The 24,229-nt window shown below is 74.8% G+C and carries 8 protein-coding genes and 2 pseudogenes; 6 read left to right on the forward strand and 4 right to left on the reverse strand.

Going from position 1 to position 24,229, the window contains the following annotated elements:
* Positions 1-55: 55 nt before the first annotated feature.
* Positions 56-898 (reverse strand): helix-turn-helix transcriptional regulator, encoded by an 843-nt coding sequence (locus OIE49_RS35125; RefSeq protein ID WP_326805828.1) that lies wholly within the window; start codon positions 896-898, stop codon positions 56-58.
* A gap of 102 nt (positions 899-1,000) precedes the next feature.
* Here OIE49_RS35125 and OIE49_RS35130 point away from each other — a divergent pair, with 102 nt between their 5' ends.
* Entirely contained in the window at positions 1,001-1,714 is a 714-nt protein-coding gene (locus tag OIE49_RS35130) for an SDR family oxidoreductase (RefSeq protein WP_326805829.1), read from the forward strand.
* 52 nt (positions 1,715-1,766) lie between these two features.
* Here OIE49_RS35130 and OIE49_RS35135 read toward each other — a convergent pair whose 3' ends face one another.
* On the reverse strand, positions 1,767-4,115 hold the full coding sequence (locus OIE49_RS35135; protein ID WP_326805830.1) for an SCO7613 C-terminal domain-containing membrane protein: 2,349 nt from the start codon (positions 4,113-4,115) through the stop codon (positions 1,767-1,769).
* Between the two features lie 304 nt (positions 4,116-4,419).
* On the opposite strand from OIE49_RS35135, the pseudogene OIE49_RS37250 reads away from it, so the two are divergent.
* The 5 genes and pseudogenes from OIE49_RS37250 to OIE49_RS35155 form a co-directional block, all read left to right on the forward strand.
* Positions 4,420-6,204: pseudogene (locus OIE49_RS37250) on the forward strand (non-ribosomal peptide synthetase); the annotation flags it as partial.
* Positions 6,205-6,522: 318 nt separating this feature from the next.
* A pseudogene (locus OIE49_RS37255) lies at positions 6,523-8,478 on the forward strand (Pls/PosA family non-ribosomal peptide synthetase); the annotation flags it as partial.
* Positions 8,475-9,167 (forward strand): BPL-N domain-containing protein, encoded by a 693-nt coding sequence (locus OIE49_RS35145; protein WP_326805832.1) that lies wholly within the window; start codon positions 8,475-8,477, stop codon positions 9,165-9,167. The pseudogene OIE49_RS37255 and the gene OIE49_RS35145, both read left to right, overlap by 4 nt.
* Positions 9,168-9,247: 80 nt before the next feature.
* Complete coding sequence (locus tag OIE49_RS35150) at positions 9,248-9,925, forward strand: response regulator transcription factor (protein ID WP_326805833.1); 678 nt, start codon at positions 9,248-9,250, stop codon at positions 9,923-9,925.
* A 3-nt stretch (positions 9,926-9,928) separates the two neighbouring features.
* Positions 9,929-11,311: a sensor histidine kinase gene (locus OIE49_RS35155; protein WP_326805834.1), complete on the forward strand. Its 1,383-nt coding sequence runs from the start codon at positions 9,929-9,931 to the stop codon at positions 11,309-11,311.
* Between the two features lie 53 nt (positions 11,312-11,364).
* Here the strand turns inward: OIE49_RS35155 and OIE49_RS35160 are convergent, their stop codons facing one another.
* Both OIE49_RS35160 and OIE49_RS35165 read right to left on the reverse strand, forming a co-directional pair.
* Positions 11,365-17,967 carry a polyketide synthase gene (locus OIE49_RS35160; RefSeq protein WP_326805835.1) on the reverse strand — a complete coding sequence of 2,201 codons (6,603 nt, stop codon included), beginning with the start codon at positions 17,965-17,967 and terminating at the stop codon, positions 11,365-11,367.
* 71 nt (positions 17,968-18,038) lie between these two features.
* A complete protein-coding gene (locus tag OIE49_RS35165; protein WP_326805836.1) occupies positions 18,039-24,224 on the reverse strand; it encodes an SDR family NAD(P)-dependent oxidoreductase in 6,186 nt (2,061 codons plus the stop codon).
* Positions 24,225-24,229 lie beyond the last annotated feature (5 nt).

Consider the following 24,229-nt stretch of genomic DNA (forward strand, 5'->3'; position numbering starts at 1 on the left):
AAGCCTCGACCCGAACCCCATTATGCATTTACCTACGACCTATAGGCAAAAGTCGTCAGCGTTCGACGAGATCCTGTGTGCCGAGGACGGTGAGAAGGGCGAGGCGTTCGGCGTCCCCGGAACCGGGTTCGGCCGTGTAGACCATGATCCGCAGGCCGCTGCCCGCCACGGTGAGGACGTCGCAGTCCAGCGTGACGGGTCCGACCCGCGGATGGTCGATCGTCTTGCGCGACGCCTCGTGGCGGCCGGCGGCGCCCGCGTCCCACAGCTCGGAGAACCTCTCGCTGCCCCCGCGCAGTTCGGCGATCAGCCGGTGCAGCCGCCGGTCGGCCGGGTAGCGTTCGGCGGCCGTGCGCAGATCGGCGACGAGAGCGGCCTCGTGGTCGTCCCGCGCCCGCGGTGCGCGCCGGGCACCGGGCCCCGGGCCGAGGAAGTGGCGCCACACGCCGTTGCGCTCGTTGCCGCGCCGGCCGGACGGGTCGCCCATCAGGGCCGCGTAGGGCGCGTTGGCCAGCAGCAGGGTCCAGGACGCGTCGAACACCGCCACAGGCGTCCCCGTCAGCCGGTCCAGCAGCCGCTGGACGCTCGGGGTGATGTGCGCCGGCACCGTCTCGGGGCCCGGCGGCGCGAGTCCGGCCAGCCGGAACAGGTGCGCGCGTTCCTCCTCCGACAGCCGCAGCGCGCGGGCCATGGCCTCGACGACCTGGGACGAGGGGTTGGTGGCGCGGCCCTGTTCGAGCCGGGTGACGTAGTCGACGGAGATCCCGGCCAGCAGGGCCAGTTCCTCACGGCGCAGCCCGGCCGCACGCCGCCGCTCCCCGGTCGGCAGCCCCGCCGCCTCGGGTGGGACCCGGTCGCGCCAGCGGCGCACCGCCTTGCCGAACTCCGCCGTCGCCATGCGGCCAGTGTGCCCCCGCCGGCCAGAGACCTGCCTGGTACCACCGGTCCCAGGAAGGCGGGACGCCTGGCTGCGCGGGCGGGCGGGGCGGATCGTGGAGGCATGACCACAACACTGATCACCGGAGCGAACAAGGGTCTCGGGTACGAGACCGCCCGCCGTCTGATCGCCGCGGGCCACACCGTCTACGTCGGCAGCAGGGACGAGGCCCGGGGCCGCGACGCCGCCGAGCGCCTGGGTGACGGGGCCCGGGCCGTCCAGCTCGATGTCACCGACGACGCGTCCGTGGCGGCGGCGGCGAGGACGATCGAGTCCGACGGCGGTCTCGACGTGCTGGTCAACAACGCCGGCGTCGAGGCGCGCGGCCCGGACAACGGGGTGGCGGACGCGGCGGACGTCACCGCCGATCTGATGCGGGAGGTCTTCGAGACCAACGTCTTCGGCACGGTACGCGTCACCCACGCGTTCCTGCCGCTGCTGCGGCGGTCCGCGTCGCCGGTCGTGGTCAACGTCAGCAGCGGCCTGGCCTCGCTCACGCACGTGGCCGACCCCGCCCACCCCGCCGCCGCCTACCCGGGGGTCGCGTACCCGGCGTCGAAGACCGCGGTCAACATGATCACCGTGCAGTACGCGAAGGCGTTCCCGGCCATGCGGATCAACGCGGTGGAGCCCGGCTTCACCAAGACGGACCTGAACGGGAACACCGGGACCCAGACCGTCGAGGAGGGCGCCGAGATCATCGTCCGCATGGCAGGGCTGGGCCCGGACGGACCCAGCGGCGGGTACTTCGACGTGACGGGGCCGCTGCCCTGGTAGGTGCCCGGCCGGCATGTGCTGAGCCCGCCCGGCTCCCGGGCCCGGCCGTCCGTCAGCGCAGCCGGCCCAGCACGTCCCGCATCCGCCGGGCGTCCCGGATCCGCTGCTCGTACGTCGCGCCCAGCACGAGCAGCAGCAGTCCGGCGAACGCGGGAGGCAGCCAGCGCGGGAGGGCGCCCGCCAACTGCACCAGGTAGGGGGCGAGTTCATGCAGCGCGTCCAGCACGAGCATGCTCCCGCCGAGAACGAGCGGTGCCTGGAGCCGGTGGCGGGCACCCACGAGGACGACGACGAGGGCGGCCGTGCCGAGCAGCAGGGGGCGCGGCCAGTCGGCGCCGGCCCACGCCGCGAGCAGGCTCGGCACGAGCGTCGCCGAGAGCCCGGGGCCGTACGCCGTCCACGACGAGGCCCCGGGGTCCCGGCGGCGCCGGAAGAAGCCCACGACCAGCGCCGGCACGGTCACCGGCAGGGTGTACGCCTCCGGCGCGCCCACGCCCCACGACCCGAGCCGCACCCAGCCGGCCAGCACGAACAACGCGGCGGCCGCGTACCCCGCCCGACGGCGGTCGGCGCGCACGGCGGTGCCCGCGGCGATCACCCCGCACAGGGCCAGTACCAGGGCCAGCACCGGGGCGTCGGTGACGGCCAGCCCGATGGCCAGGAGCCCCGCACCGGCGCCGGTGGCCTCGACCGGAACCGCGGAGCGCGGGACACGCGCCGCGAGCAGGGCCGCGGCGGCCGGGACGACCAGGAGCAACAGTGCCGTGTGCGCGGCGGACCAGCCCGCGGCGGCACCCACCGCACAGGCCAGACCCGCCGCACCGGCCAGGGACGCGCTCGCGCAGACGGCGGTCAGCCGCGGGTGCGCGGCGGCCACCGTGAAGATCGCCGTCAGCGCGGCGAGCACGGCCAGGGTCGCCTCCTGGGAGGCGACCGAGAGGATCGAGAGGCTGGCCGCAGTGAGCAGGGAAAGGAGTACGGCGGTGAGGGACGTCGGTGTCCGGCGCGCGTACACCGCCGCCGCCAGCGCCGCCACGACCGTCAGCCCCTGCGCGAACAGCCCGGCCGTATAAGGGAGTCGCAGGGCGAACGGGAGGACGAGCACGGCCGCCCAGGCCAGGACCACGACACCGGCCGAGGCCTGGTCGCGCCAGGCGGTGGTGGCGCGGGCCGCCACGGCCAGCACCGTCGCGACGACCGCGAACACCAGCGGCGCGGCCGCCGCGTCCGGGGGCCAGTACACCCAGACCGACATCGCGGCACGCAGATCCGACGGCGCCCCGGACCAGACCCGTCCCGTCAGCCCGACCGGACCCAGCAGCGCCACGAAGACCAGGGGAAGCGCCCACACCACCGCAAGGGCCTGGACGGCGGCCGACGCCCACGCGGCACCACGCCGCACGGGGCCCGGAAGCCGAAGGCGCACGGCTGCCAGGAGCCCGGCCCCGCAGACCAGATAGCCGGGCACCGTCCACACCCCGGGCAGCACCGCACGAGGGATGCCGCCGAGCGCCGCGACCAGGAGCAGTCCGCCGGTCACCGCGGCGCCGACGGCAAGGCCCTGCCGCTGGGTGCGACACGCGGCGTACAGCGCGATCGCCGCCGCCAGGGCGAGGAGCGACGCGGCACGGGCGGCGGCGCTAGGACCGGTCGCCTCCGAGGAGAGCACGCCCGCCGCCGCCACGCCCCAGCCGCCCATCCCGTACGCGCCGACGGCGGCGGCGATGCGCAGCCACCCCACCGACGTCCGCAGCGCGACGGCCGTGTCGCAGGCGGCCGTGAGCAGCAGCGCGGCCGTGATCGCGTACGGGCCCGCGCCGGCCGCCACCGCCGACAGCAGCAGTGGGAACTGGCCGGCGGCCAGCGCGGCGGGGAAGGGGAGGCGCAGCGAACCTAGCCCCCTGCCGTACCCCCACCACAGCCCGGCCAGACACACCGCCGCGACGGCCGCGTACCCCGTGCCGTCGGTGGCCGTCAGCGCCACCTCGTGCAGCGCGTACGCGTCGAGCACCGTCAGCGCCAGACCGAGGCCCGCCAGCGCATCCGCCGTCGAGCGCAGCCCGCGCCTCAGCAGGAGCACGGGAGCGCCGAGCGCCGCCGCGGTCACCGTGGCGAGCACCAGGGACCGCCCGGCGATGCCCAGGTGCCCCCAGCTGACCAGGGTGAACGCGATCGCGGCGACGGTCAGCAGGACGCCGCCGAGGACCAGGAGGACGTTCTGCACACGGGACGCGGTGGTCTCGGGCCGCCGCGCGACAGGCGGAGCGGGCGGGAAGGCCGGCTGGAGGAGACCTATCAGGTGGGCGCGGCGGAACAGCAACTGAGCCCGTCGGGCGTCGAGTTGCCGCAACTCCGCGTCGAGGATCCGCAACTCCTCGGCCGGTGGCGGTAGGTGGGTCATGCCGAGGAGTCTGATGCGAGCCCCGCCGAGGAGCATGAGCGCGCGTACTCAGGTGCCGTACTCAGATGATCTGGGAGCAGGGGGTGCTGGGCAGGACGTCGTCCCGCGGGCCGGGGCCGCGGTCCTCGCGATCGCCTTGACGGGCACGGATGGCGGCCCGCGGGGCCGGCCCCGGGCGGCTTCTCAGTCTCCTCTCAGCGGGCGTCGCCGAGGCTGGAGGAGTCCTGGGGACGACCGGGTCCTTTGCGCACCGAGGAAGCGAGTCCTTCCCGCATCTTCTTCCGCATAGAACGAGGAGGCGACCATGGTTTCCCACACCGCAGCCCCACCCGTCTCTCCTCGCCGGGGCCGCACGGCCCCGGGAACCGGGGGCACCGGCGACCGGCTGAACCGCTTCTTCGACGACGCCTGCGACCGCACCCCGTCGGCCCCGGCCCTCGTCTGCGGATCGCGGCGGGTGACCTACGCCGAACTCGACGCGCGGGCCGGCCGAGTGGCCCGGCACCTGCTGCGCGCCGGCATCGGCCCCGGCAGCCGGGCGGCCCTGCTGTTGCCCCGGACCGTGGACATGTACGCGTGCCTGCTGGGCGTGTGCAAGGCGGGCGCGGCGTTCGTGCCGATCGACCCTGCCGCGCCGCCCGACCGCGTCGCCTTCATCCTGGGCGACGCGGGCGCGGCCGCGGTGCTGACCACGTCGGCGCTCGCGTCCGGCGCCGCCTGGGCGCGGCGGTGCCGGACGACGTGCCAGGTGATCGAGATCGACACGTGTGCCGCGGACCTCGCCGCACAGCCGCCCGGGCGGGCCGCCGTCCCGACCGGGGGAGCGGACGATCCGCTGGCGTACGTGATGTACACCTCGGGATCCAGCGGCAGGCCGAAGGGCGTGGAGATCACGCAGTCGAGCATCTGCAACTTCCTGCGCGTCGTGGCACCGATCTACGGCATCCGGCCGGACGATCGCGTCTACCAGGGCATGACCCTCTCGTTCGACTTCTCCATCGAGGAGATCTGGCCCACCTGGGCGGCCGGCGCCACGCTCGTCGCCGGACCGGGCGGCCCAGGACAACTGGGCGACGACCTCGCCGACTTCCTCCAGGAGCACCAGGTCACCGCCCTGTACTGCGTCCCGACGCTGCTCGCGACGATCTCCCGCGACCTCCCGCGGCTCCGTACGGTCGTCGTCGGCGGCGAGGTGTGCCCCGCCCCGCTCGTCGAGCGGTGGTGCAGGCCGGGACGGCGCGTCCTCAACACCTACGGGCCGACCGAGGCCACCGTCACCGCCACCTGGCAGGAAGTCCGGCCGGGACGCCCGGTGACCATCGGCCGCCCGCTGCCGACCTGCTCGGCCGTTCTCCTCGACGAGCGGCTGCGACCCGTGCCGCAGGGCGCCGTCGGCGAGATCTGCCTGGGCGGTCCGGGCCTCGCACGCGGCTACGCGGGACGGCCCGACCTGACGGCCGAGCGTTTCGTCCCGCACCCCCTGGCCCCCGACTCGGGCCGCCTGTACCGCACCGGAGACCTCGGCAGGATGACCGACGACGGGGAGATCGAGTACCTGGGCCGGGCCGACGCCGAGGTGAAGATCCGCGGCTACCGGGTGTCCCTGGAGGAGATCGACAACGTACTGCTGGAGGACCCTGGCGTGGCCCAGGCGGCCACCACTCTTGTGGCGCCGCGCGACGGTCACGACGGCGACCGCGTCCTCGCCGCCTACGTCGTGCCCGCCGGGAACGGCACGGACCCCGACGACGATCTCACCGCCCGCCTGAACCGACGCCTGCGCAGGTCGCTGCCCGCCTACATGGTCCCCGCCACACTGGACTTCCTCGACCGGCTGCCCGTCATGCTCAGCGGCAAGACGGACCGCAGGAGACTGCCCGCACCCACCGGCCGCCGGCTCGCCGGCACCGGCCGTGTCACGCCGGTCCGCGACCGGCTCGAGGCCAGGGTGCGCGGCGCCTGGGCACGGACGCTCGCCATGGACCCCGGCGAACTCTCCGCGGACGCCGACTTCTTCACCGATCTCGGCGGCCACTCGCTGCTCGCCGCCCGAGCGGTGTCCCTGCTGCGCGACCCGGGCGGCGGGTCCGGCCCCACCCTGCGCGACCTGTACGAGAACCCGACCGTGAGCGGATTCGCGGCACGGCTGCGCGCCACGGCCGACGCCTCCCGCACGCCACGGCGGCCCCGCCCCGCCCCCCTGCGGCACGGCCGCGCCCGCATCGCGCGCGCCGGCCTCGTCCAGGCCACGGCCCTCTACGTACTGCTCCTCCTGCTCACCGGCCCGGTGGCCGGGTCCCTCGTGCTGAGCCACGGACAGGTGACGGGCGGCGAAGCCACGGGGCCCGCCCTCGCAGTGCTGGCCGGCTGGTTCGCCGTACGCTGGCTCGTCCCCGTCCTGCTCGCACGGCCCCTGGCGGCGGGCGTCCGGCCCGGCCGGTACCCCCTCTGGGGGGCGACATACCTGCGGCTGTGGCTGCTGGACGTACTGCTGCACGGCATCAGCCCCCTGCGGACGCTCAGCGGATCCCCCCTGATGGGCCCGTACCTGCGGCTCCTCGGCGCCCGCGTCGGCCCCCGCACCACCATCGCCACCAGCTTCGTCGGCCTGCCCACGCTGCTGCGCGTCGACCAGGACGCCACGATCGGCTACGGCGCCACGCTGCGCCCCTGGCAGGTCGCCGACGGCTGGGTCACCGTCGCGCCGATCACCGTCGGCGAGCGGGCGTACGTCGGGGCCAACGCGGTCCTCGAACCAGGGGCACGCCTCGGCCCCGGGTCCGCGCTCGGCGAGCAGTCCGCGGCAGGCCCGGACGAGGCCGTCCCGGCCGGAGCGCGCCGCGCCGGATCGCCCGCGCGCCCGGTCGAGGCACTCGCCCCGCACGTCGAGACGATGCTGCGCGAGCGGACCGGGGCGGATCCCTGGCGGCCCCGCCACCTGGCCGCCGTCGTGCTCGGCCTGGTCCTGCTGGAGTCGGTCGTGGTCGCCGCGGCCCTGCCGAGCGCCGCCCTGCTCTGGTGGGCCTGGTCGCGCGGCGGCACCTCCGCCGCTCTCGCGGCGACCGCGCTGTCCGGCCCGGTCTTCGTGGCCACGGTGTGCCTGGTCGTCGCCGCCGGGAAGCGGGCCGTGCTGACCAGGACACCACCCGGGATCCATCCGGCGCGCTCGGCGCTGGGCGTGCGCAAGTGGATCGCCGACAAGCTGCTGGAGCAGAGCCTCACCCTCACCAACTCCCTCTACGCCACGCTCTACACCGTGCCGTGGCTGCGGCTGCTCGGCGCCCGCGTCGGCCGGCGGGCCGAGATCTCCACCGCGGCGCACCTCGATCCCGACCTGCTCACCCTCGGCGACGGCAGCTTCGTCGCCGACATGGCCGGCGTCGGCGCCGCGGCCTTCGCGGCCGGGCGCATGGCCTGCCGGCCCACCGACATCGGCGAACGCGCCTTCGTGGGCAACGCGGCGCTCGTTCCCGCCGGGACGCGGCTCGGCCCGGGCTCGCTCGTCGGCGTGGGCACCGTGCCGCCCGCGCAGCGCGTGCCCGCCGGCAGTACCTGGCTGGGCTCACCGGCCCTGCGGCTGCCCGTGCGCCAGGACAGCGGCTCCTACCCGGAGGAGAAGACGTTCCGGCCCACCCGCGGAGCCGTGCTCGGCCGACTGGCCATCGAGTTCTTCCGCGTCACCGTGCCCATGTCGCTGCTCGCGACCGCGGCCTGCCTGTACCTGCTCGCGCTGTCGGAGACCGCCCGCCGCACCGGGCCGTGGGTGGCGCCGGTCGTGTCGCCGCTCTTCACGGCGGGCACGGTGCTGATCGTCATCGGGTGCTGCGTGGCGGCCAAGTGGGTCGTCGCGGGACGGTACCGGCCGCGCGTGGAGCCCCTGTGGAGCCTGTTCGTGCGCCGCACGGAGTTCGTCACCGGCCTCTTCGAGGCGGCGGCGGTGCCCGCGGGCGTGGGCGCCCTGGTGGGGACGCCGTTCCTGCCGCCGGTACTGCGCCTGCTCGGTGCCCGCATCGGACGGCGCACCTGGATCGGCACCACCTACCTCACCGAGTTCGACCTCGTCGAAGTGGGCGACGACGCCTCGATCGGCATGCACGTCTCCCTGCAGACCCACCTGTTCGAGGACCGGGTGATGAAGATGTCCACGGTGACCGTCGGCCCCGCCGCGAGCGTCGGTGCGCGGACCGTCGTGCTCTACGACACGCAGGTGGGCGCCGGTGTCCGGCTCGGGGCGCTGTCCCTGGTGATGAAGGGCGAGCGCCTGACACCGGGAACGAGCTGGCGCGGGCTCCCCGCCGAAGGAGACGGCACGGTACCGATGGCCCGCCAGACCGACGACGTACCCGCGGTGGGGCGGCCATGACACACCCGGGGCACCCAGGGGCCGCCGCCGGGCGCCGCCCCCTCGCCCTCGTCTACCGCGGCCCGGCCTCGCTGCCCGGCTGCCCCGAGGCGGTCGCCGCACTGCTCTCCTCCGGGCCGTGGAACCTGGACGTCCGCTACACCGGCCCGAACGAGGCGCTCCCGCTGTCGGCCGAGATCCTCACCGAGGCCGCGCTGTACGCCCAGCCCGGAGGGGGCACGCTCGCCTCCGCCTACCGGAGACTGCGGCGGCGGCGCCGGGAGATCCGCGACTTCGTCCGCGACGGCGGGCGCTACCTCGGGTTCTGCCTCGGCGGCTACCTCGCCGGGGCCACCCCGGGCTTCGGCCTGCTCCCCGGCGACACCGACCAGTACATCTCCTCCCCGGGAGCCACCGTCCACGACGAGAGCGACACCCTCGTCACGGTGAACTGGGGAGGCAGGCCCCGCACCGTCTTCTTCCAGGACGGCCCCTTCTTCGTCCTCGACGAGCACGCCGACGCCACCGTCCTCGCCACCTACGACAACGGCACCCCCGCCGCCCTCGTGACCCCCTTCGGCCGCGGGCGGGTGGCGGTCACCGGTCCCCACCCGGAGGCCACGACCGACTGGTACACCGACCACGGCCTGCCGGTGCACGACACCCTGGACCTGGCCATGGACCTGGTGGAATCCGTGATGGAGGAATGACCCCACCGCCGTACCGCACACGTCCCCCTCACGGGGAACGGCGGCTCCCGTCCGGAGCTATCGTTGTTCCTGAGGCTGCCATGCGGACGCTGATCATCGAGGACGAGCAGGCACTCGCCGAGGCCATCGCCGACGGACTTGCCACGGAGGGCTTCGTCTCGGACCTGGCACATGACGGCCCGGACGGACTCTGGCGGGCGCTCCACGAACCGTACGACGTCATCGTGCTCGACATCATGCTGCCCGGCCTGTCCGGCTACGAGGTCCTCAAACGCCTGCGGGCGGCCCGGACCTGGACCCCGGTGCTGGTCCTCACCGCCAAGGACGGGGAGTACGACGAGGCCGACGCCCTCGACCTCGGCGCCGACGACTACCTGAGCAAGCCCTTCTCCTACGTCGTGCTCGTCGCCCGCCTCAGGGCCCTGCTGCGGCGAGGCGCACCCGCCCGCCCCGCCGTCCTCACCGTCGGCGACCTGGCGCTCGACCCGGCACGCCGCCGCTGCCGCCGTGGCCACCGCGACATCGCCCTGACCGCACGCGAGTTCACTCTCCTGGAATACCTGCTCAGGCACCCCGACGAGGTGATCAGCAAGGCGGACATCCTCACCCACGTGTGGGACGAGCACTTCGACGGCGACACCAACATCGTCGAGGTCTACGTCGGCTACCTCCGCCGCAAGATCGACGCCCCCTTCGGACGCCGGACCATCGAGACCGTCCGCGGTGCCGGCTACCGGCTGCGCGGCGGTACGGGGTGACCGATGGCCGCGGGGATCCGGTCGTGGTGGGCCCGACGGTCACTGCGCCTGCGGCTGACCGCCGCCGCGGCCGCCGTCATCGCCGCCGGACTGGCCGGAGCCGCCGTGCTGCTCGTCGTCTGGCTGCACGCCAGCCTGATCAGCGGACTCGACCAGACCGCCTTCCAAGGAGCCCAGGTCGTGGCGGCGGACCAGGACGGCGACCAGACCACGGCGGACGTGCCCACCACCGACCACGGGGGAGTCGCCGTCCAGGTGATCGCGGGGAACGGGAAGGTCAGGGCCAGCTCGGCCAACCTGCACGGCCGGCCGCGCGCCTTCACCTTCCCGGCGAGCCGGGCCGCCACCCCGCGCGCCCACACCGTCGACGACATACCCGTGGGCACGGGCGGGACATGGCGCGCCGTCGGCATCCCCGCGGGCACCGCCCACGACCCGGTGACCGTCTACGTCGCCGTGCCCACCGAGAGCGTCGACCACGGTCTGGCCCAGCTCACCGTCGGCCTGGCCACCGGAGTACCGGCGGTCGTCGCCGCCCTCACCGGAGTGGCGTGGCTGCTCACCGGGCGTGCGCTGCGCCCCGTCGACGGCATGCGCGCCCAGACCGCCGAGATCACCGCGTCCGACCTGAGCCGCCGCCTCGACGTACCGCCCGCCGAGGACGCGCTCGGCCGGCTGGCCACGACCCTCAACGACCTGCTGGCCCGCCTGGACACCTCGACCCGGCGGCAGCGGCGGTTCGTCGCGGACGCGGCCCACGAACTGCGCAACCCCCTGAGCACCCTGCACACGCGCCTGTCCGTAGCGGCCCAGCACCCCGGCCTGGCGGACGGGCAGTCCCTCGCCGCCGGGCTCCTGCCGCAGACCGAACGCCTCACCCGGCTCGTCGACGACCTGCTCCGGCTCGCGCGGCTCGACGCCCGGCCGCGGCTGCGGGCCCGCCCCGTCGACCTGGACGAGATCGTCTTCACCGAGGTGCGCGAAGCCCGTCGGCGCACGCGCCTCGTCATCGACCAGCACGCCGTGGGTGCCGCGCGGGTGGCGGGCGACGGGGACGCCCTCGCCAGTGTCGTGCGCAACCTGCTGGACAACGCGCTGCGCCATGCCCGCACCCGGATCGACGTCAGCCTTCACACGCTCGGCGACACCGCACAACTGACCGTCGCCGACGACGGACCCGGCATCCCGGAGGCCGACCGCGAGCGCGTCTTCGGGCGCTTCACCCGACTCGACGGCGCCCGCGCCCGGGACACCGGCGGCAGCGGCCTCGGCCTCGCCATCGTCCGTGACACCGTCACGGCCCACCACGGCAGCACCCGGATCGAGGACAACCGCCCCGGCGCCCGGCTGGTCGTCCTGCTCCCGGCGACGGGCCAGGGCCCGTGAAACCCGGCCACCCCACCGGCGAGCGGTACGCCCGCCACGGCCGGGCACTCACGTCACGGAGTGGATGAGGGCCCGGGAGCCGCGTCGGACACCACGCGCATGCCCAGCCCGCGCACTCGGTAGATGCAGGTGTCGTCGCCCCACAGCGTCGCGTCCGCCGCGACGTAGGGCCCCCGCGCGTCCGTGCCGCTCTCCACGATGTCCATGTCCACCCGGATCAGCCGGTTGGCCGGGGTGATCTGGCCGCGGTAGGTCCAGGTCGTCTCGCGGCCGGGCAGCACCGGTTCGAACCGCGGGTGCGGGATGCCGTCCGCCGCGCCCCGTTCGAGCAGGTGGTACTGGAGAAGCTGACACATGGCCTCGACGCCCAACGACCCCGGCTGCACCGGGTCCTGGAAGAAGTGCGCCCGGAAGAACCACTCGCCCGGGACGACGTCCTTCTCCGACCGCAGCCGCCCGAGCCCCCGGCTGCCCCCGTCCGGCCAGGAGCCGGTGATCCGGTCGAGCATCAGCAGCATCGGGCCCGGCAGCCGCGGTTCCCCGGCGCAGTAACGGGCGGGCCGGGCGGTCAGATCGACGACGCGGTCGCAGGGCTCGTCGAGCCGCGCCCGGTCCGTGGCCGACACTGTGAGGCCCTGTTGGTCCTCGAAGGCCGACGGCGGGAAGTAGCCGAAGGTCGTCGACAGTTCGAACAGCGGCACGCCGTCGGCCGTGCACCTCACCCGGAAAGACTCGATGATCATGTCCCCGCTCTGCGAGACACGCGTCAGTTCGGCATGGGTGCGGACCGTGCCCGTCGCCGGAGCGACCTCACCGGTGACCGTCCCCGCGCCGTCCAGGTTGCGGAACAGCAGATCCGTACCGGTGGTCAGCGCGCTGCCCACGTACGAGGCCAGCCACCCGCAGGGTTGCAGCGCGATCTCCATCAGGACGGCCAGCGGCATCGTACGGCCGCCGCTCTGCTCGAAGTACCAGGCACGCGCGGGCACGTCGTACTCCGCGACGACACCGCTGCCCTCCCGCATGCCGCCCTGCGGACCCTCCACCGAGACGATCCGGCTCATGAAGTGGTACGGCGGACCGGGCAGCCGCGCGACCCTGCGGGTGCCGTCGAACGGCTCGTACGCCGCACCGAACGCCTCGGTCGGCCTGCCCCAGGCACACGCCAGCAACGAGGCGTAGCCGAAGGGGAGTCCATCGGCCGCCGTCGCCACCGGCTTCTCCTCCCGGTGCCCGGCCAGCCCGCCGAGCACCGGGAGCGGCACCGGCGCACCGCTGCCCTGCACTACGGGCGGGCCCGAGCGCCGCCAGTGCGACAGCGGCCAGTCGGGCACCAGCCGCAGCGCCACCTCCTGGCCCAGGAACGCCTTCGTCCCGTCCACCCAGCCCAGCACGTCCGCGTACAGCGTCGGCACCGGACCGGCCGAGACACCGCGCACGAACACCTCGTAGACGACGCGCCGCCCGGCCGGAGTGGCCTGGCCGCGGCACATCGCCTTGAAGGGCAGCCCGTCGACGGTCTCGAAACGCCAGCCGTCCCGGTCCACGGTGAAGCCGAGGGCGGTCAGGTAGAACGCCATCGCCTGGAGGCCGCCCTGCAGCATCAGGGTGCCCGGCATGCAGGGGTCGTTCTTGAAGTGCCCCGCGAAGAACCAGTCGTCCGGCGACAGCGGGGTCTCGGCCCGCAGATAGCCGCGGCCCCACGGACCTCCGGCCGGGTCGAACTCCGTCACCTCGTGCAGCAGCCGCAGCCTGCCGTCGTCGAGCCCCGGTGAGCGTACGTGCGCCGCCGTCGTCTCCCAGCCGGGGCCGAAGCAGTCCGCCGGCCGTCCCTGGGCCAGGGCCCGCACCCGGTCCGCGTCGAAGCGAGCGCGCCCGCAGCGCACGGCGGGCGGGTCGAGCGGCAGGTCGTCGCCGGGCGGCCGCTCGGCGGGATCCCACCGCACACCGCCGCTGCCCGCGAGCTCCTCGGGGGTGAAGAACCCGGCCTGGCCCTCGCGGACGCTGAGCCGGAGCTCGCCGTCCACGTAGCAGTCGTAGTGGAAGAAGGCGAGCCGGACACCGTCGTGCTCCGCGTGGCCGTCGACGTGGATCTCGTAGTGCAGGGTGTCGCCCGCTTCCGGCAGGCTGCCGTGGTACGTCACCTCGCAGCCGAGCAGCCGGTAGGCGCGCTCGCCCCGGTTGAGGAGGTCGATGCCCAGCCAGCTGAGCAGGAGCAGATCCCCCTGGCCGGCCTCGATCATCAGCCCGGCGGGCATACGTCCGGTGGAGTCCAGGTACCAGCCGCCGGGCAGGACGTCGGTCTCCGTCCAGATCGTCCCGTCGGTGCGCACCGGGCCGGGCGCGACGAGCGCCGCCGGCACGGCGTCGATGCCTGTGACCCGGTCCGCGAGCAGCATGGGCGGCTGGGGCATCCGGGTCTGCACCGCGTACGCGTCCTGCTCGGCGAACCGGGGGCCGAACAGCGCGGAGACCTCCCGCGAGGCGAGATGCTCCAGCTGGGCACGGTCGAACTTCGGCCCCGGCCTCAAGGGTGCCGTCTCCAGGGAGAGCGGGCGGGGAGCGGACGGTACGGGGGCCGGACGCGGGGCCGGGAGGTCCGGTGGCCGTACGGGAACGGACACGCCGCCGCTCCTCAGCGCGGTGACGGCGAGCGCGGACAGCCGCAGGAACCGCTGATGGGCCTCGGCGTGCCCGGCGAGGATCTCCTGGTGCAGCGCGGCGACCCGACCGGTCTGCCGCACAACCGCGGCACGGGCGCCCGTCACCGGCGGCTCCCGTCCGTCAGTCGGCCGGACGGACAGTGCTGCACGCCGCTCGGAGGCGCCGGGGCGGGGCGCGGCAACGGAAGCCGGTGCCCCCGACCGGCCGGGCTCCAGGTCCGGCACCGGCGCCAGCTCGGGGGCCCGGGGCAGGGTCACCGGGGCCGCCTCCACCGGCGGCAGCACCGGAGACGCGGGTACGGGCACGGTGACCGCGGGCCCGGGACGCGGAACCTCGGTGGCGGCCTCCGCCAGCCGGGCGAACAACTCGTCGGCGCGCACCGGCACCCCGGCGGCGACGAGTTCGGCTGCCGCGAGGCAGGGCTGCCGCAGCCCGGTGTCGCCCGGGGCGTCCAGCGCGACGGCCACATGATCCCGGTCGCCGAGCACCCGCTTGATCCAGCCGGTGCACAGCTTGCGCGGCCCGTGCTCCACGAAGACCCGGACACCGTCGGCCCACGCCTGCTCGACCGTGGCCGCGAAGTCGATCGTGTTCAGTCCCTGCGCGGTGAGGGCCTCGGCGGCCCGCTCGGCCGTCGGCCGGTACGACTGCCCAGTGGCTCCGCTGTAGAACCGCACACCGGGCACGTCGACGGTGGGCTGGTGGTGCGCCCGGCGCCACACCTCGCGGATCTCCGACAACTCCGGTGCGTGGGCGGCCAGGTCGTAGTCGAGCTCGATCGCCCGGTCGCCGCCGATCCTCGCCACGACGGCCGCGCACGCGCGGGACTCGCCGCCGATGACACAGACTCCGGGCGCGTTCACCGCCATCAGATGGACCGCGGCCTCGGCGGCGAGCTCGGCACGGACCACCTCCAGGGGCGCCGTGACCAGATGGCTGGACCAGCGGGAGCCCTGGACACCCAGACGCTCCCAGTGCCGCCGGACCGCCCTGAGTTCACCGGTGAGTTCGGTCGTGAACAGACCACTGTCACGGGTGGCGTCGAAGAGCCTCGCCGAGTCCGGCCAGGCACCCAGCGCCACTAGGGCGGCCGACTCGCCCGAGGAGTACCCGACAGCGGCGTCCGGCCGCAGCCCGAGCACCTCCCGGCTGAACACCGTGTGAACGGCGGCGAGTTCGGCGGCGGCCCAGATCTGGTCGAACACCCCGCGCTCCGCACGGGAACGCAGTCGTGCGCCGATCGCCCCGTGCCGGGCCCGGAAGGCCTCGCCGAGCGACGGCAGCGCGAGCATCAACTCGCGGCCCATATCGGGGTACGCGGCCGAGCCGTTGGTGTACACGAACGCCGTCTGCCCCGTGACCGGCCTGTCCCGGTACGCCACATCGGTCGGGCGGGTCCCGTCCCCGGCCAGCCAACGACGGGCCGCCTCCACACGGCCCGGCAACGCGTCGTCATCGGCCACGAGCGCCAGCCGGGCCGGTCCGGCCCCGGACTCCGCACCGGCCTCCAGCGCGGCCAGCACCTCCCGGCGGCCGGCCCCGGAGAAGACGTGCAGACGCGGAGCCGGGCCCCGCAGCCACGGCCGCGCGTCCCCCGCGCGCAGCCGGACACTCGCGGCGGGACCTTCCATCGGTGTCACCACGGCCTTCGCGGTGACCGCGACGGCCGCGGTGTCCGCGGGACCGCCCGAACGGGGCACCGCGCGGTGGTGCAGCGAGAGCGCCGCGACCGCGACGGAGACCAGCCCGCACGCGGCGTGAGCGCGCCCGAAGGCCGACGCCGGGTCGAACACCGCGTCGGGGCCGTCCCCGATGACCATGCCGGGCGTGCCGGCGGTGTCCTCGTCCAGCAGGGCGACGACGGTGTCGCCGTCCCTGCGCGCGGTGTCCAGCGACTTGAGGACCAGGACGACGGCGGCGTCCCCGGGTTCGTCCTCGTGCCCCAACTCCCGCTGGGCTGCCCGGTGCACCGCCTCGCAGGACAGGTCGGTGGCACCGACGAGGGCGGCGTCGACCTCCCCCGACCGTACGGCCCGGGCCGCCAGGTCCAGCGCCACCAGTCCGGACGCCTCCTCCGCCGAGACCGCGAACCCCGGTCCCGCCAGGTCGAGTTGGGTGCTGATCCGGTTCGCGACGAGGTTCGGCATGCTGCCCACCACCGCCTCCGCGGTCATGGGCGGCACGAACGCGTCCCGTGCGAGCCCCGCCGACGTCGCCGTGGCGGGAAGCCCGGCCTGCTCCAGCCAGTGGGGAACCCGCCAGCGGGCGCCCGCCCGGGCCACCTCGGGGTCCACCCCCATGCCGACGACCACCATGGTCCGCTCCCGAGGCAGGGACACCGACCGTACGGCCTCCCGGGCCGCCTCCAGCACCAGGAGCTGATGGCGCACCGTCCGCTGAAGGGCCAGGGGCGGGAAGCACAGGTCCCTCAACTCCACGGCGATCTCCGTGGCGGGACCGCGCCGCTCACCGCCCAGCACCGCCCGACGGAAGTCCTCGGTACAGGTCCCGTCGCCGACGCGGGCGCCCAGGGCGACGATCGCCACCGGCGTACGGCCGCCCGGCGACTCCTGTACCCGGGCCGGGGCGGTCACGGCGTCGGCCGGCGGGTGGACCGGCCGCGACACGGCGGACACCGGGCGCAGAGGTCCCGGTGCGGCGGGCACCGGGTCGCCGTCCGGAAGGTCCACCACCAGATGGGCGTTGGTCCCGCCGAACCCGAACGCGCTCACCGCCGCCCGGCGCGGCCCCGACCACGGTTCCGGCGCCGCCAGCACCCGCAACGGCGTGCCCGCCAGCGCCTCCAGCGGCCGCTGTGCCCCGAGCGTCGCCGGACGCACCCCGGCGCGCAGCGCGCCGAGCACTTTCAGCAGCCCGGCCGCGCCCGCCGAGGCCAGCAGGTGCCCGACGTTCGACTTCGCCGAACCGATGGGCACGTCGTCACCGGCCCCGAAGACCCGGGCCATGGCGCGCGCCTCCACCGCGTCCCCGACCGGCGTCCCCGTCGCATGGCACTCGACGAGCGACACGGTCCCGGGCGCGACGCCCGCCACCTCGTACGCCAGGCGCATGGCACGGACCTGGCCCTCCTCCGACGGACTGATCAGCCCGGCCCCCCGCCCGTCGTTGGACAACCCGACACCGCGGATCACCCCGAGCACGGGCAGACGGGCGGCGCGGGCCTCGGACAGCCGCATCAGCGCGACGAACCCGGCGCCCTCGCCGTGCACCAGGCCGTCCGCGTCCCGGTGGAAGGGGCGGCTGCGCCCCGTACGGCTCGTCGCCGACAGCCCGCAGAATCCCACGTGCAGATAGAGGGGGTCCGCCCGGCTGACCGCACCGGCCACCATCAGGTCCGCCGTGCCGTCGTGCAGCTGGTCGCACGCCAGCTTGACCGCGTACAGCGACGACGCGCAGGCGGCGTCGAGGGACCACGCGCCCGCGCCGAGCCCGAGGGCCCGTGCGGCGAGCAGGGCGGGCAGCCCGGACGAGAAGCGGTTCCGGGCGTCGGGCCGCTCCCCGCGCTCTCCCGTCAGCAGGGCGTCACGGAGCCGGGGTTGCTGGGCGGACAGCCAGACGTGCTCGGCGAAAGCCGCCCCCGAGGGCGTGGGGTAGGACAGGTTTCCCAGCACAAGGCCCGCGCGCGGCAGCGGACCCTCGCGGCCCGCCTCCGTGAGCGCCTGCCGGACGCCGTACAGGACCCAGTGGAAGAGCGGGTCCAGGGACAGGATCCGCTCCGGGGCCATCCGGAAGCCGCTCGGGTCGAAGACGGACTCGAACCCCGTGACGAACCCGCCGACATCGGTCCAGGTCCGGTCGAGATGGTCGTCCACCGAGCCCATGGCCCAGCGGCGGGGCAGCCGCCACCGGCGCTCCGGGACGGCCGACAGGCTCGCGCGGCCCGCGGCGACGTTGTCCCAGAACGTGTCCGGATCGAGCGCGTCGGGCAGCACACAGCCCCGGCCGACGACGGCGATCGGTTCGAATTGCATGCGGATCTCACTTCACGGCGGGGCAGGTCGGGACTGGTACGCGGGGAGCCAGGGATCGGAGGGCGCGCGGCTCAGGAGGGGCGGCGGACGAGTTCCACGCCCAGCAGTTCCAGACGGACGGCTCCATCGGCGTCGATGAGCGCCGCGTCGCAGCGCGCCCCCGTGCTGTGGACCTTCCGGCCCCGCAGCACACACCGCACGGTGCCCTCAACCGGGCCGCGCCGGTGCACCCTGCACTCCGCGACGGCCATCGGCAGCGTCGCCGCACCGAGTGCCTCCTGCGCCCAGACCAGGGCGAGTTGGAGTGCGCCGTCCACGGCGGCCGGGTCGAGCGGCCAGTGCTCACCCGGCCACTCCAGCACGGATACGCCCGCGACGACCGCCTCGGCCCCGTGCTCCGAAACACCGTGCGTCGAGCGGACGGAGCGGAAGCGGGGGCCGTGGAAGAGGATCTCGCCGTCGTACAACTCGGCGCCATCCAGCGGCTTGAGGCCGTCCGGGCTGCTCCACGCGGCCGGATCCGGCTCCTCGGCTCCGGTGTCCAGTACGGCCCGGAAGTGCGCCACCCCGCTGTCGCCCCGCAGTTCCGCCTCCAGCCCCGACGGCGAACCGGCCGGGCCCCGGCTGCCGTGCAGGGTGAGCCGGTGGCCCGCTCCGGCCAGTTCGGGCAGGGCGCACTTCTTGTACACCCGCAGATCGCGCAGGACGAGAGGGCCGGCTGCACCCGGCAGCCATGCGGTGGCCGCCCCGGCGAACCAGTTCAGGACCATCGCCACGGGCAGCACGGGAACCCCGGCGATCTCGTGATCGGCCAGCTGCGGCAGGCTGTCCGCCCGGACCAGCAGCTCAGCCGGACGCGGATCGCCGGCCGGCGACAGGGCCTCCGGATCGTCCCCGGCCACCAGGACGACCCGGGCCCCACCGGCCGCGCCGTCCAGCTCGGCCGTGAAGGCGGCCGCCCCCTGCTCCAGAGGGATCAGTGGAACCCCTGACCGGCCGAAGAGCCCGGCCAGAGCCGGCGTGACCATACCGCCGCGCCACGGACCCCAGGCGACGCACCGCACCAGGCAGCCGGGGCGGCGGACCTGCTCGGCGGACGCGACCTGAGCGAGGATCTCGTTGGCCATGGCGTAGTCGCTCTGCCCCGCGTTGCCGAACACGGCCGCCACCGAGGAGAACAGGCAGATCACGTCCAGCGGATCGTCCGCCGTCGCGGCCAGCAGCGCGCGCAGACCGTCCACCTTGGTGGACATCACCGACTCGACCTGCTCGTCGGTCTTGTCGGCGATCAGCTTGTCGGCCAGCACCCCCGCGCCGTGCACGATGCCGGTGACCGGCCCCCACGCGTCACGTACGTCGCGCAGTGCCGCGGCCACGGCGTCCTCGTCGCGGACGTCCACCTGCACGTACCGGACGGGGGGCCCCGCCTCCTCCAGCGCCGCCAGCGTCGCCCGCACCTCGCGCGCGGCCAGGATCTCCCGGGCCCGCGCCGCGATCCGGGCGGGCGAGGAGTCCGCCGCGTCCCCGGTGGAACGCTCGGCGAGCAGCCGGGTGAGCGCCGGTTCGTCGGCGGCCGACGCGAGCCCTTCGGGCTCGGGAGACGGTGCCGTCCTGCCGAGCAGCACGATTCGCGGACGGTGGGTCCCGGCCAGGTCCAGCAGCGCGGCTGCGGTCACCCCGCGGGCCCCTCCGGTGGCCACGATCACCGACTCCGGCGTGATGCGCCGGGTGCCGTCGGGCGTCACCGGTGCGGGCACCGCCAGCAGGGTGGTGCGGGTACCGTCCGCGCGGAGCCCCACCTCCAGGTCGGGGCCGCCTTCCAGCAGCTCCCGCACGATCGCCTCGGCGACCTCCTCGTCGCTCCGGCCGCCGCGTTCGCAGTCGACGGCCTTGACCGAGGCGCCCGGCCACTCCTTCGCTGCGGTCCTGGTCAGACCGGCGACCCCGCCCAGCCAGGCCCGGTCGGGTGCGTGACCGCCGAGCCCGAAGTCGCCTCCGGTGTCCTGCACGGTCACGAACAGCCCGCCCCGCTCGGCCGCCTGTGCCGCGACCGTGCGCGCGGCGCTGAACACCGACCGGTGGACCTCCCGCGCCTCGTCCGGTGCGCCGCTCGCGGTCAGCCCGCCGAGGTGGATGACACCGCGCGCGTCCTCGGGCACCTCCGCCGTGGCGGTGGCGTCCACGCCGTGCTCCGCCAGTTTCCGCGCGACGAGGCCGGTGAGCGCGGCGTCCTGGGGGCCCGCGCCCGTCACCACGAGCGGTCCGTCCAGGAGCCCGGCCGTCGCCAGGCCGGACGCCGGTGACTCCACGGCGCGCGGTACCAGCCTCGTCAGTGCCGTCTCCTGCCCGAACTCGGTGCGCATGGCCGGGATGGTTGGGACGCCGGCCATCTCCGGGGCGGCGGGAATCGCGGGTGCGGCGGGAATCCCCGAGACGGCGGGAGTTCCCGCCACTGCGGGGGTTCCTGACGCTGTGGGAACCCCCGACATGGCGGGGGGCCCGGACGAGGCGGACGCGGCCGGGGTGTCCGGCGCCGGGGTCCCGGGCTGCCGGCCGGCCGCCGTGAGCGCCTCGACGATTTCGCGCAGCGTCCGGAGCTTGCCGAGCTCTCCGACGTCTCCCGTCGCCATGTCGCCGACGCTGCGGCGCACGGCCGACAGGATCTCGACGCGCTTGATCGAGTCGACTCCCAGATCAGCCTCCAACTCCATGTCCACGTTGAGCATCTCGGCCGGATAGCCGGTGAGCCGGGCCACCACCGAGAGCAGGAGTTCCTCCAGCGCGGACGCCGACAGGGGCGCGCCATCGGTGGCCTGAGCCGGGGAATCCACCGGGACGGCGGCAGGCGCCCGGCCCTCGGCGGCGACCGGTGCGGGCGACGGCGCGACGCCGGACCTGGCGGGTGCGAAGGCGGGTTGGGCCCCGGGAACGCCGACCGCTGCCGGGGCCGGTGTCACGGGTGCAGGGACCTGCCGAGGGGCTGAAGGACGGGGGAGCGGCAGCGGTGCCGGGGGAGCCGGGGCGTCGAGCACACCGCCGGTGCTCTGGATCCCGAGCATCGCCGCCAGGGTGGTCTCGGTCATCCGCAGAAAGGCCAAATGGCTGTCGGTCAGCATGCGCTGGCAGGCCGCGTGAGCCTCAGCCGTGTGCCGCTGGACGCTCTCCACCGCGGCGTACCACTCGGCTCCGGGGGCGGCTCCGGGCTCGGCACCGTACACGGCCAGGGCGTCGTCGGCGGGCACGGCGTCGTACGCGGGTACGGGGTCGTGCGACGGCTCGGCTTCGTACGCGTGCATGGGAACCACCGGGATGTCGGACGCGGGGGAGGGGGAGGGGGAGGGGGCAGGGACAGGTGCGCGATACGGGTGGTGCTCCAGCGCGGGCGCGGGTGCGGGCGCGGCTGCAGGCGATGGCTCGGCCCCGTCGGCGCGGGGTGGGTACAGCTGACCGTAGTTGGCTCCGCTGATCTTCACGGTCATCCGGGGCGTGCGCTCCTTGACTGGGGTTCCGGGCGAGGCGTACGGCGCCCAGAGGGGATCGAAGTCGAGAGGGATGCCGTGCACGGCGAGTTCGCCGAGCGCGGTGTGCAGGCTGGAGACCCCGGACCGGTCCGGCCGGTCCAGGGGGACGGCCGCGTGCTCGCGGTCACCGAGGATCTGCCCGACCAGGCCGGTCAGCGCGGTGCCCGCGCCGACCTCGACGAAGGTGCGCACCCCCGCCGCGTACATCGCCTCGATCTGGTCGCGGAAGAGCACCGGTGAGGACAAGTGATCGGCGATCCGGCGGCGTACCTCGTCGGGCGACGACGGGTACGGTGCCGCGTCCGCGTTGCCGTACACCTCGAACCGTGGCTCCGTGAGCGGGACCGTGCGCAGGAACGCGGCGAGCGGTTCACCGGCCGGGGCGATCAGCGGGCTGTGGAACGCGGTCGACGTGGCCAGCCGGCGCGTGCCGACACCCTCGGCCGAGAACGCCTTCTCGGCGCGCGCGACGGCCTCCGTCACCCCCGAAAGCACCACCTGGCGCGGGGAGTTGTGGTTGGCCGGCCAGATGTCGCCGAACCCGCCGGCGGCCAGCACCGACACCACGTGCTCGTGATCCGCCGCCACGGCCAGCATCGCGCCCGGTACGGCGGCCGCGTCCCGCATCAACTCGCCGCGCCTGCGGGCCAGACCGACCAGCGCGTCGGCGTCGAGGGCACCCGCGCAGTGCAGTGCCACCAGCTCACCGAAACTGTGGCCCGCCGCGCAGTCCGGTCGCAGTCCCAGCTCCCGCAGTACGTCCAGCAGTGCGAGTGCGTGCACCGCGAGCGCGGGCTGCGCCCACTCGGTGGCGGCCAGAAGCGCCGCCTGAGCCGCGCGTTCCTCGTCGGTGAACGCGGGCGGCGGGAACACCACCCGGTGCAGGGGCCGTCCGTCGAAACCGGTACCGCCCAGCCGGTCCCACACGGCCTGGGCGGTCGGCGAGAGCATCGCGAGGCCAGCGCCCATCCCGACGTACTGGGAGCCCTGCCCGGGGAACAGGAAGGCGAGCCGGCCGGGCTCAGGGTCCCCCACGGCGTACCGGATGCCGTTCGGTGTCGAGAGCGCCGTGCCGGGCTGTTGCCGGATCAGTGTGAGCGCCTGCGCGTACTTCTCCCGCAGGTCCTCGGTGTCCGTGGCGACGACGGCCAGCCGCACCGGGTCGGTGGGCGAGAACGCGCGATGGCTCTCCCGGGCGAGCGCGGCCAGCGGACGGTCTCCGTCCGTCTCCGGCGGCACCAGGTCGGACGGTGACGCGCCGCTGAACAGGATGAGTTCGTCCGGCGCTGAGCGATGGCGCGGCGGCACCCGGGCCGCGGCGCCCGAGGGCACGTACTCCTCCAGCGTGACGTGGAAGTTGCTGCCCCCGAAGCCGAAGCTCGACACCGACGCCCGGCGCGGATGACCGGCTGGCCGCACCCACGGCCGGGTCTCGGTGTTGACGTAGAACGGGCCGTCCGGGTCGGCGGCCGCCGGGATCGGCCGGTCGACCTTGATGGTCGGCGGCAGCACCTTGTGGTGCAGGGCCATGACCGCCTTGAGCAGCCCCGCCGCGCCCGCCGCGCACTTGGTGTGCCCGATCTGCGACTTGACCGAGCCGAGCGCGCACCACTGCCCGTCCGTACGCGGCCCGTCCGTTCGCCCCGGCGCCTCGAACACCGCGCGCAGCGCCGTCAGTTCGGCGGTGTCCCCGGCTTTCGTGCCGGTCCCGTGCGCCTCGACCAGTTCCACGGTCCGTGGACCGTAGCCCGCCTGCTCGTACGCGCGTCGCAGAGCCCGTGCCTGGCCGTCGGGGAGCGGCGCGTAGATCGCCGTACTCCGGCCGTCGGACGAGGTGCCGATGCCCCGGATCACCGCGTGGATCAGGTCGCCGTCCCGCTCCGCGTCTGACAGCCGCTTCAGCGCGTACATCACGACCGCCTCGCCCAGCATGGTGCCGTCCGCCGCGTCCGAGAACGGACGGCAGTCACCGGAGCGGGAGAGCGCGGGCGTCTTGGAGAAGCACAGGAACATGCCGATGTCGTTGCCGGTGTCCACGCCTCCGCTGATCACCAGGTCGGCCCGTCCGAGCGCCAGTTCACCGACCGCCGTGGACAGGGCCGCCAGGGAGCTGGCACAGGCGGCGTCGGTGGTGTGGTTGGTGCCGTGCAGGTCGAACCGGTTGGCGATCCGTCCCGCGACGACATTGCCGAGCAGGCCCGGGAAGGTCGACTCCTGCCACGGAGTGAAGTGTGCCGAGATGCGGTCGCACACGGCCCGCGCCTCGGCCTCGGCGAAGCCGTACTCCCGCAACGCCTTCAGCCACAGCGGGCGTTGGGCGCGCCCGTACATGTGCGGGAGCAGTTCCAGGGCGGCAGCGCCGAGGACGACGCCGACCCGGTCCCGGTCCATGTCCGGCAGACCGCCGGCGTCGGTCAGCACCTGGTCCGCGACCATCAGGGCGAGCAGTTGGGAGGTGTCCGTCGCCGGCAGGCCGGCGGGCGGCACACCGTACGCCAGCGGATCGAAGTCCACCTCCGGCAGGAAGGCACCCCGGCGGGCGTACGTCTTGTCGGGGGCGGCCGGGTCGGGGTCGTAGTGGTCCGCCACCAGCCAGCGGGAGGCGGGCACTTCGGTGATCAGGTCCTGGCCGCCGGTCACGATCCGCCAGTAGCCGGCCGCGTCCGTCGCGCCGGGCACCAGGGCGCCGACACCGACCACGGCGACGGGCACCTGCCCGGGGGCGGAAGCGGACACGGTAT

Source organism: Streptomyces sp. NBC_01788 (assembly GCF_035917575.1).
Classification (GTDB): Bacteria; Actinomycetota; Actinomycetes; order Streptomycetales; family Streptomycetaceae; genus Streptomyces.

Bases quoted from the DNA above. Each gene is read 5' to 3' on its own strand.
- OIE49_RS35125 (WP_326805828.1), bottom strand. From the start codon at position 898: ATGGCGACGGCGGAGTTCGGCAAGGCGGTGCGCCGCTGGCGCGACCGG.
- OIE49_RS35130 (WP_326805829.1), top strand. From the start codon at position 1,001: ATGACCACAACACTGATCACCGGAGCGAACAAGGGTCTCGGGTACGAG.
- OIE49_RS35135 (WP_326805830.1), bottom strand. From the start codon at position 4,115: ATGACCCACCTACCGCCACCGGCCGAGGAGTTGCGGATCCTCGACGCG.
- OIE49_RS35145 (WP_326805832.1), top strand. From the start codon at position 8,475: ATGACACACCCGGGGCACCCAGGGGCCGCCGCCGGGCGCCGCCCCCTC.
- OIE49_RS35150 (WP_326805833.1), top strand. From the start codon at position 9,248: ATGCGGACGCTGATCATCGAGGACGAGCAGGCACTCGCCGAGGCCATC.
- OIE49_RS35155 (WP_326805834.1), top strand. From the start codon at position 9,929: ATGGCCGCGGGGATCCGGTCGTGGTGGGCCCGACGGTCACTGCGCCTG.
- OIE49_RS35160 (WP_326805835.1), bottom strand. From the start codon at position 17,967: ATGCAATTCGAACCGATCGCCGTCGTCGGCCGGGGCTGTGTGCTGCCC.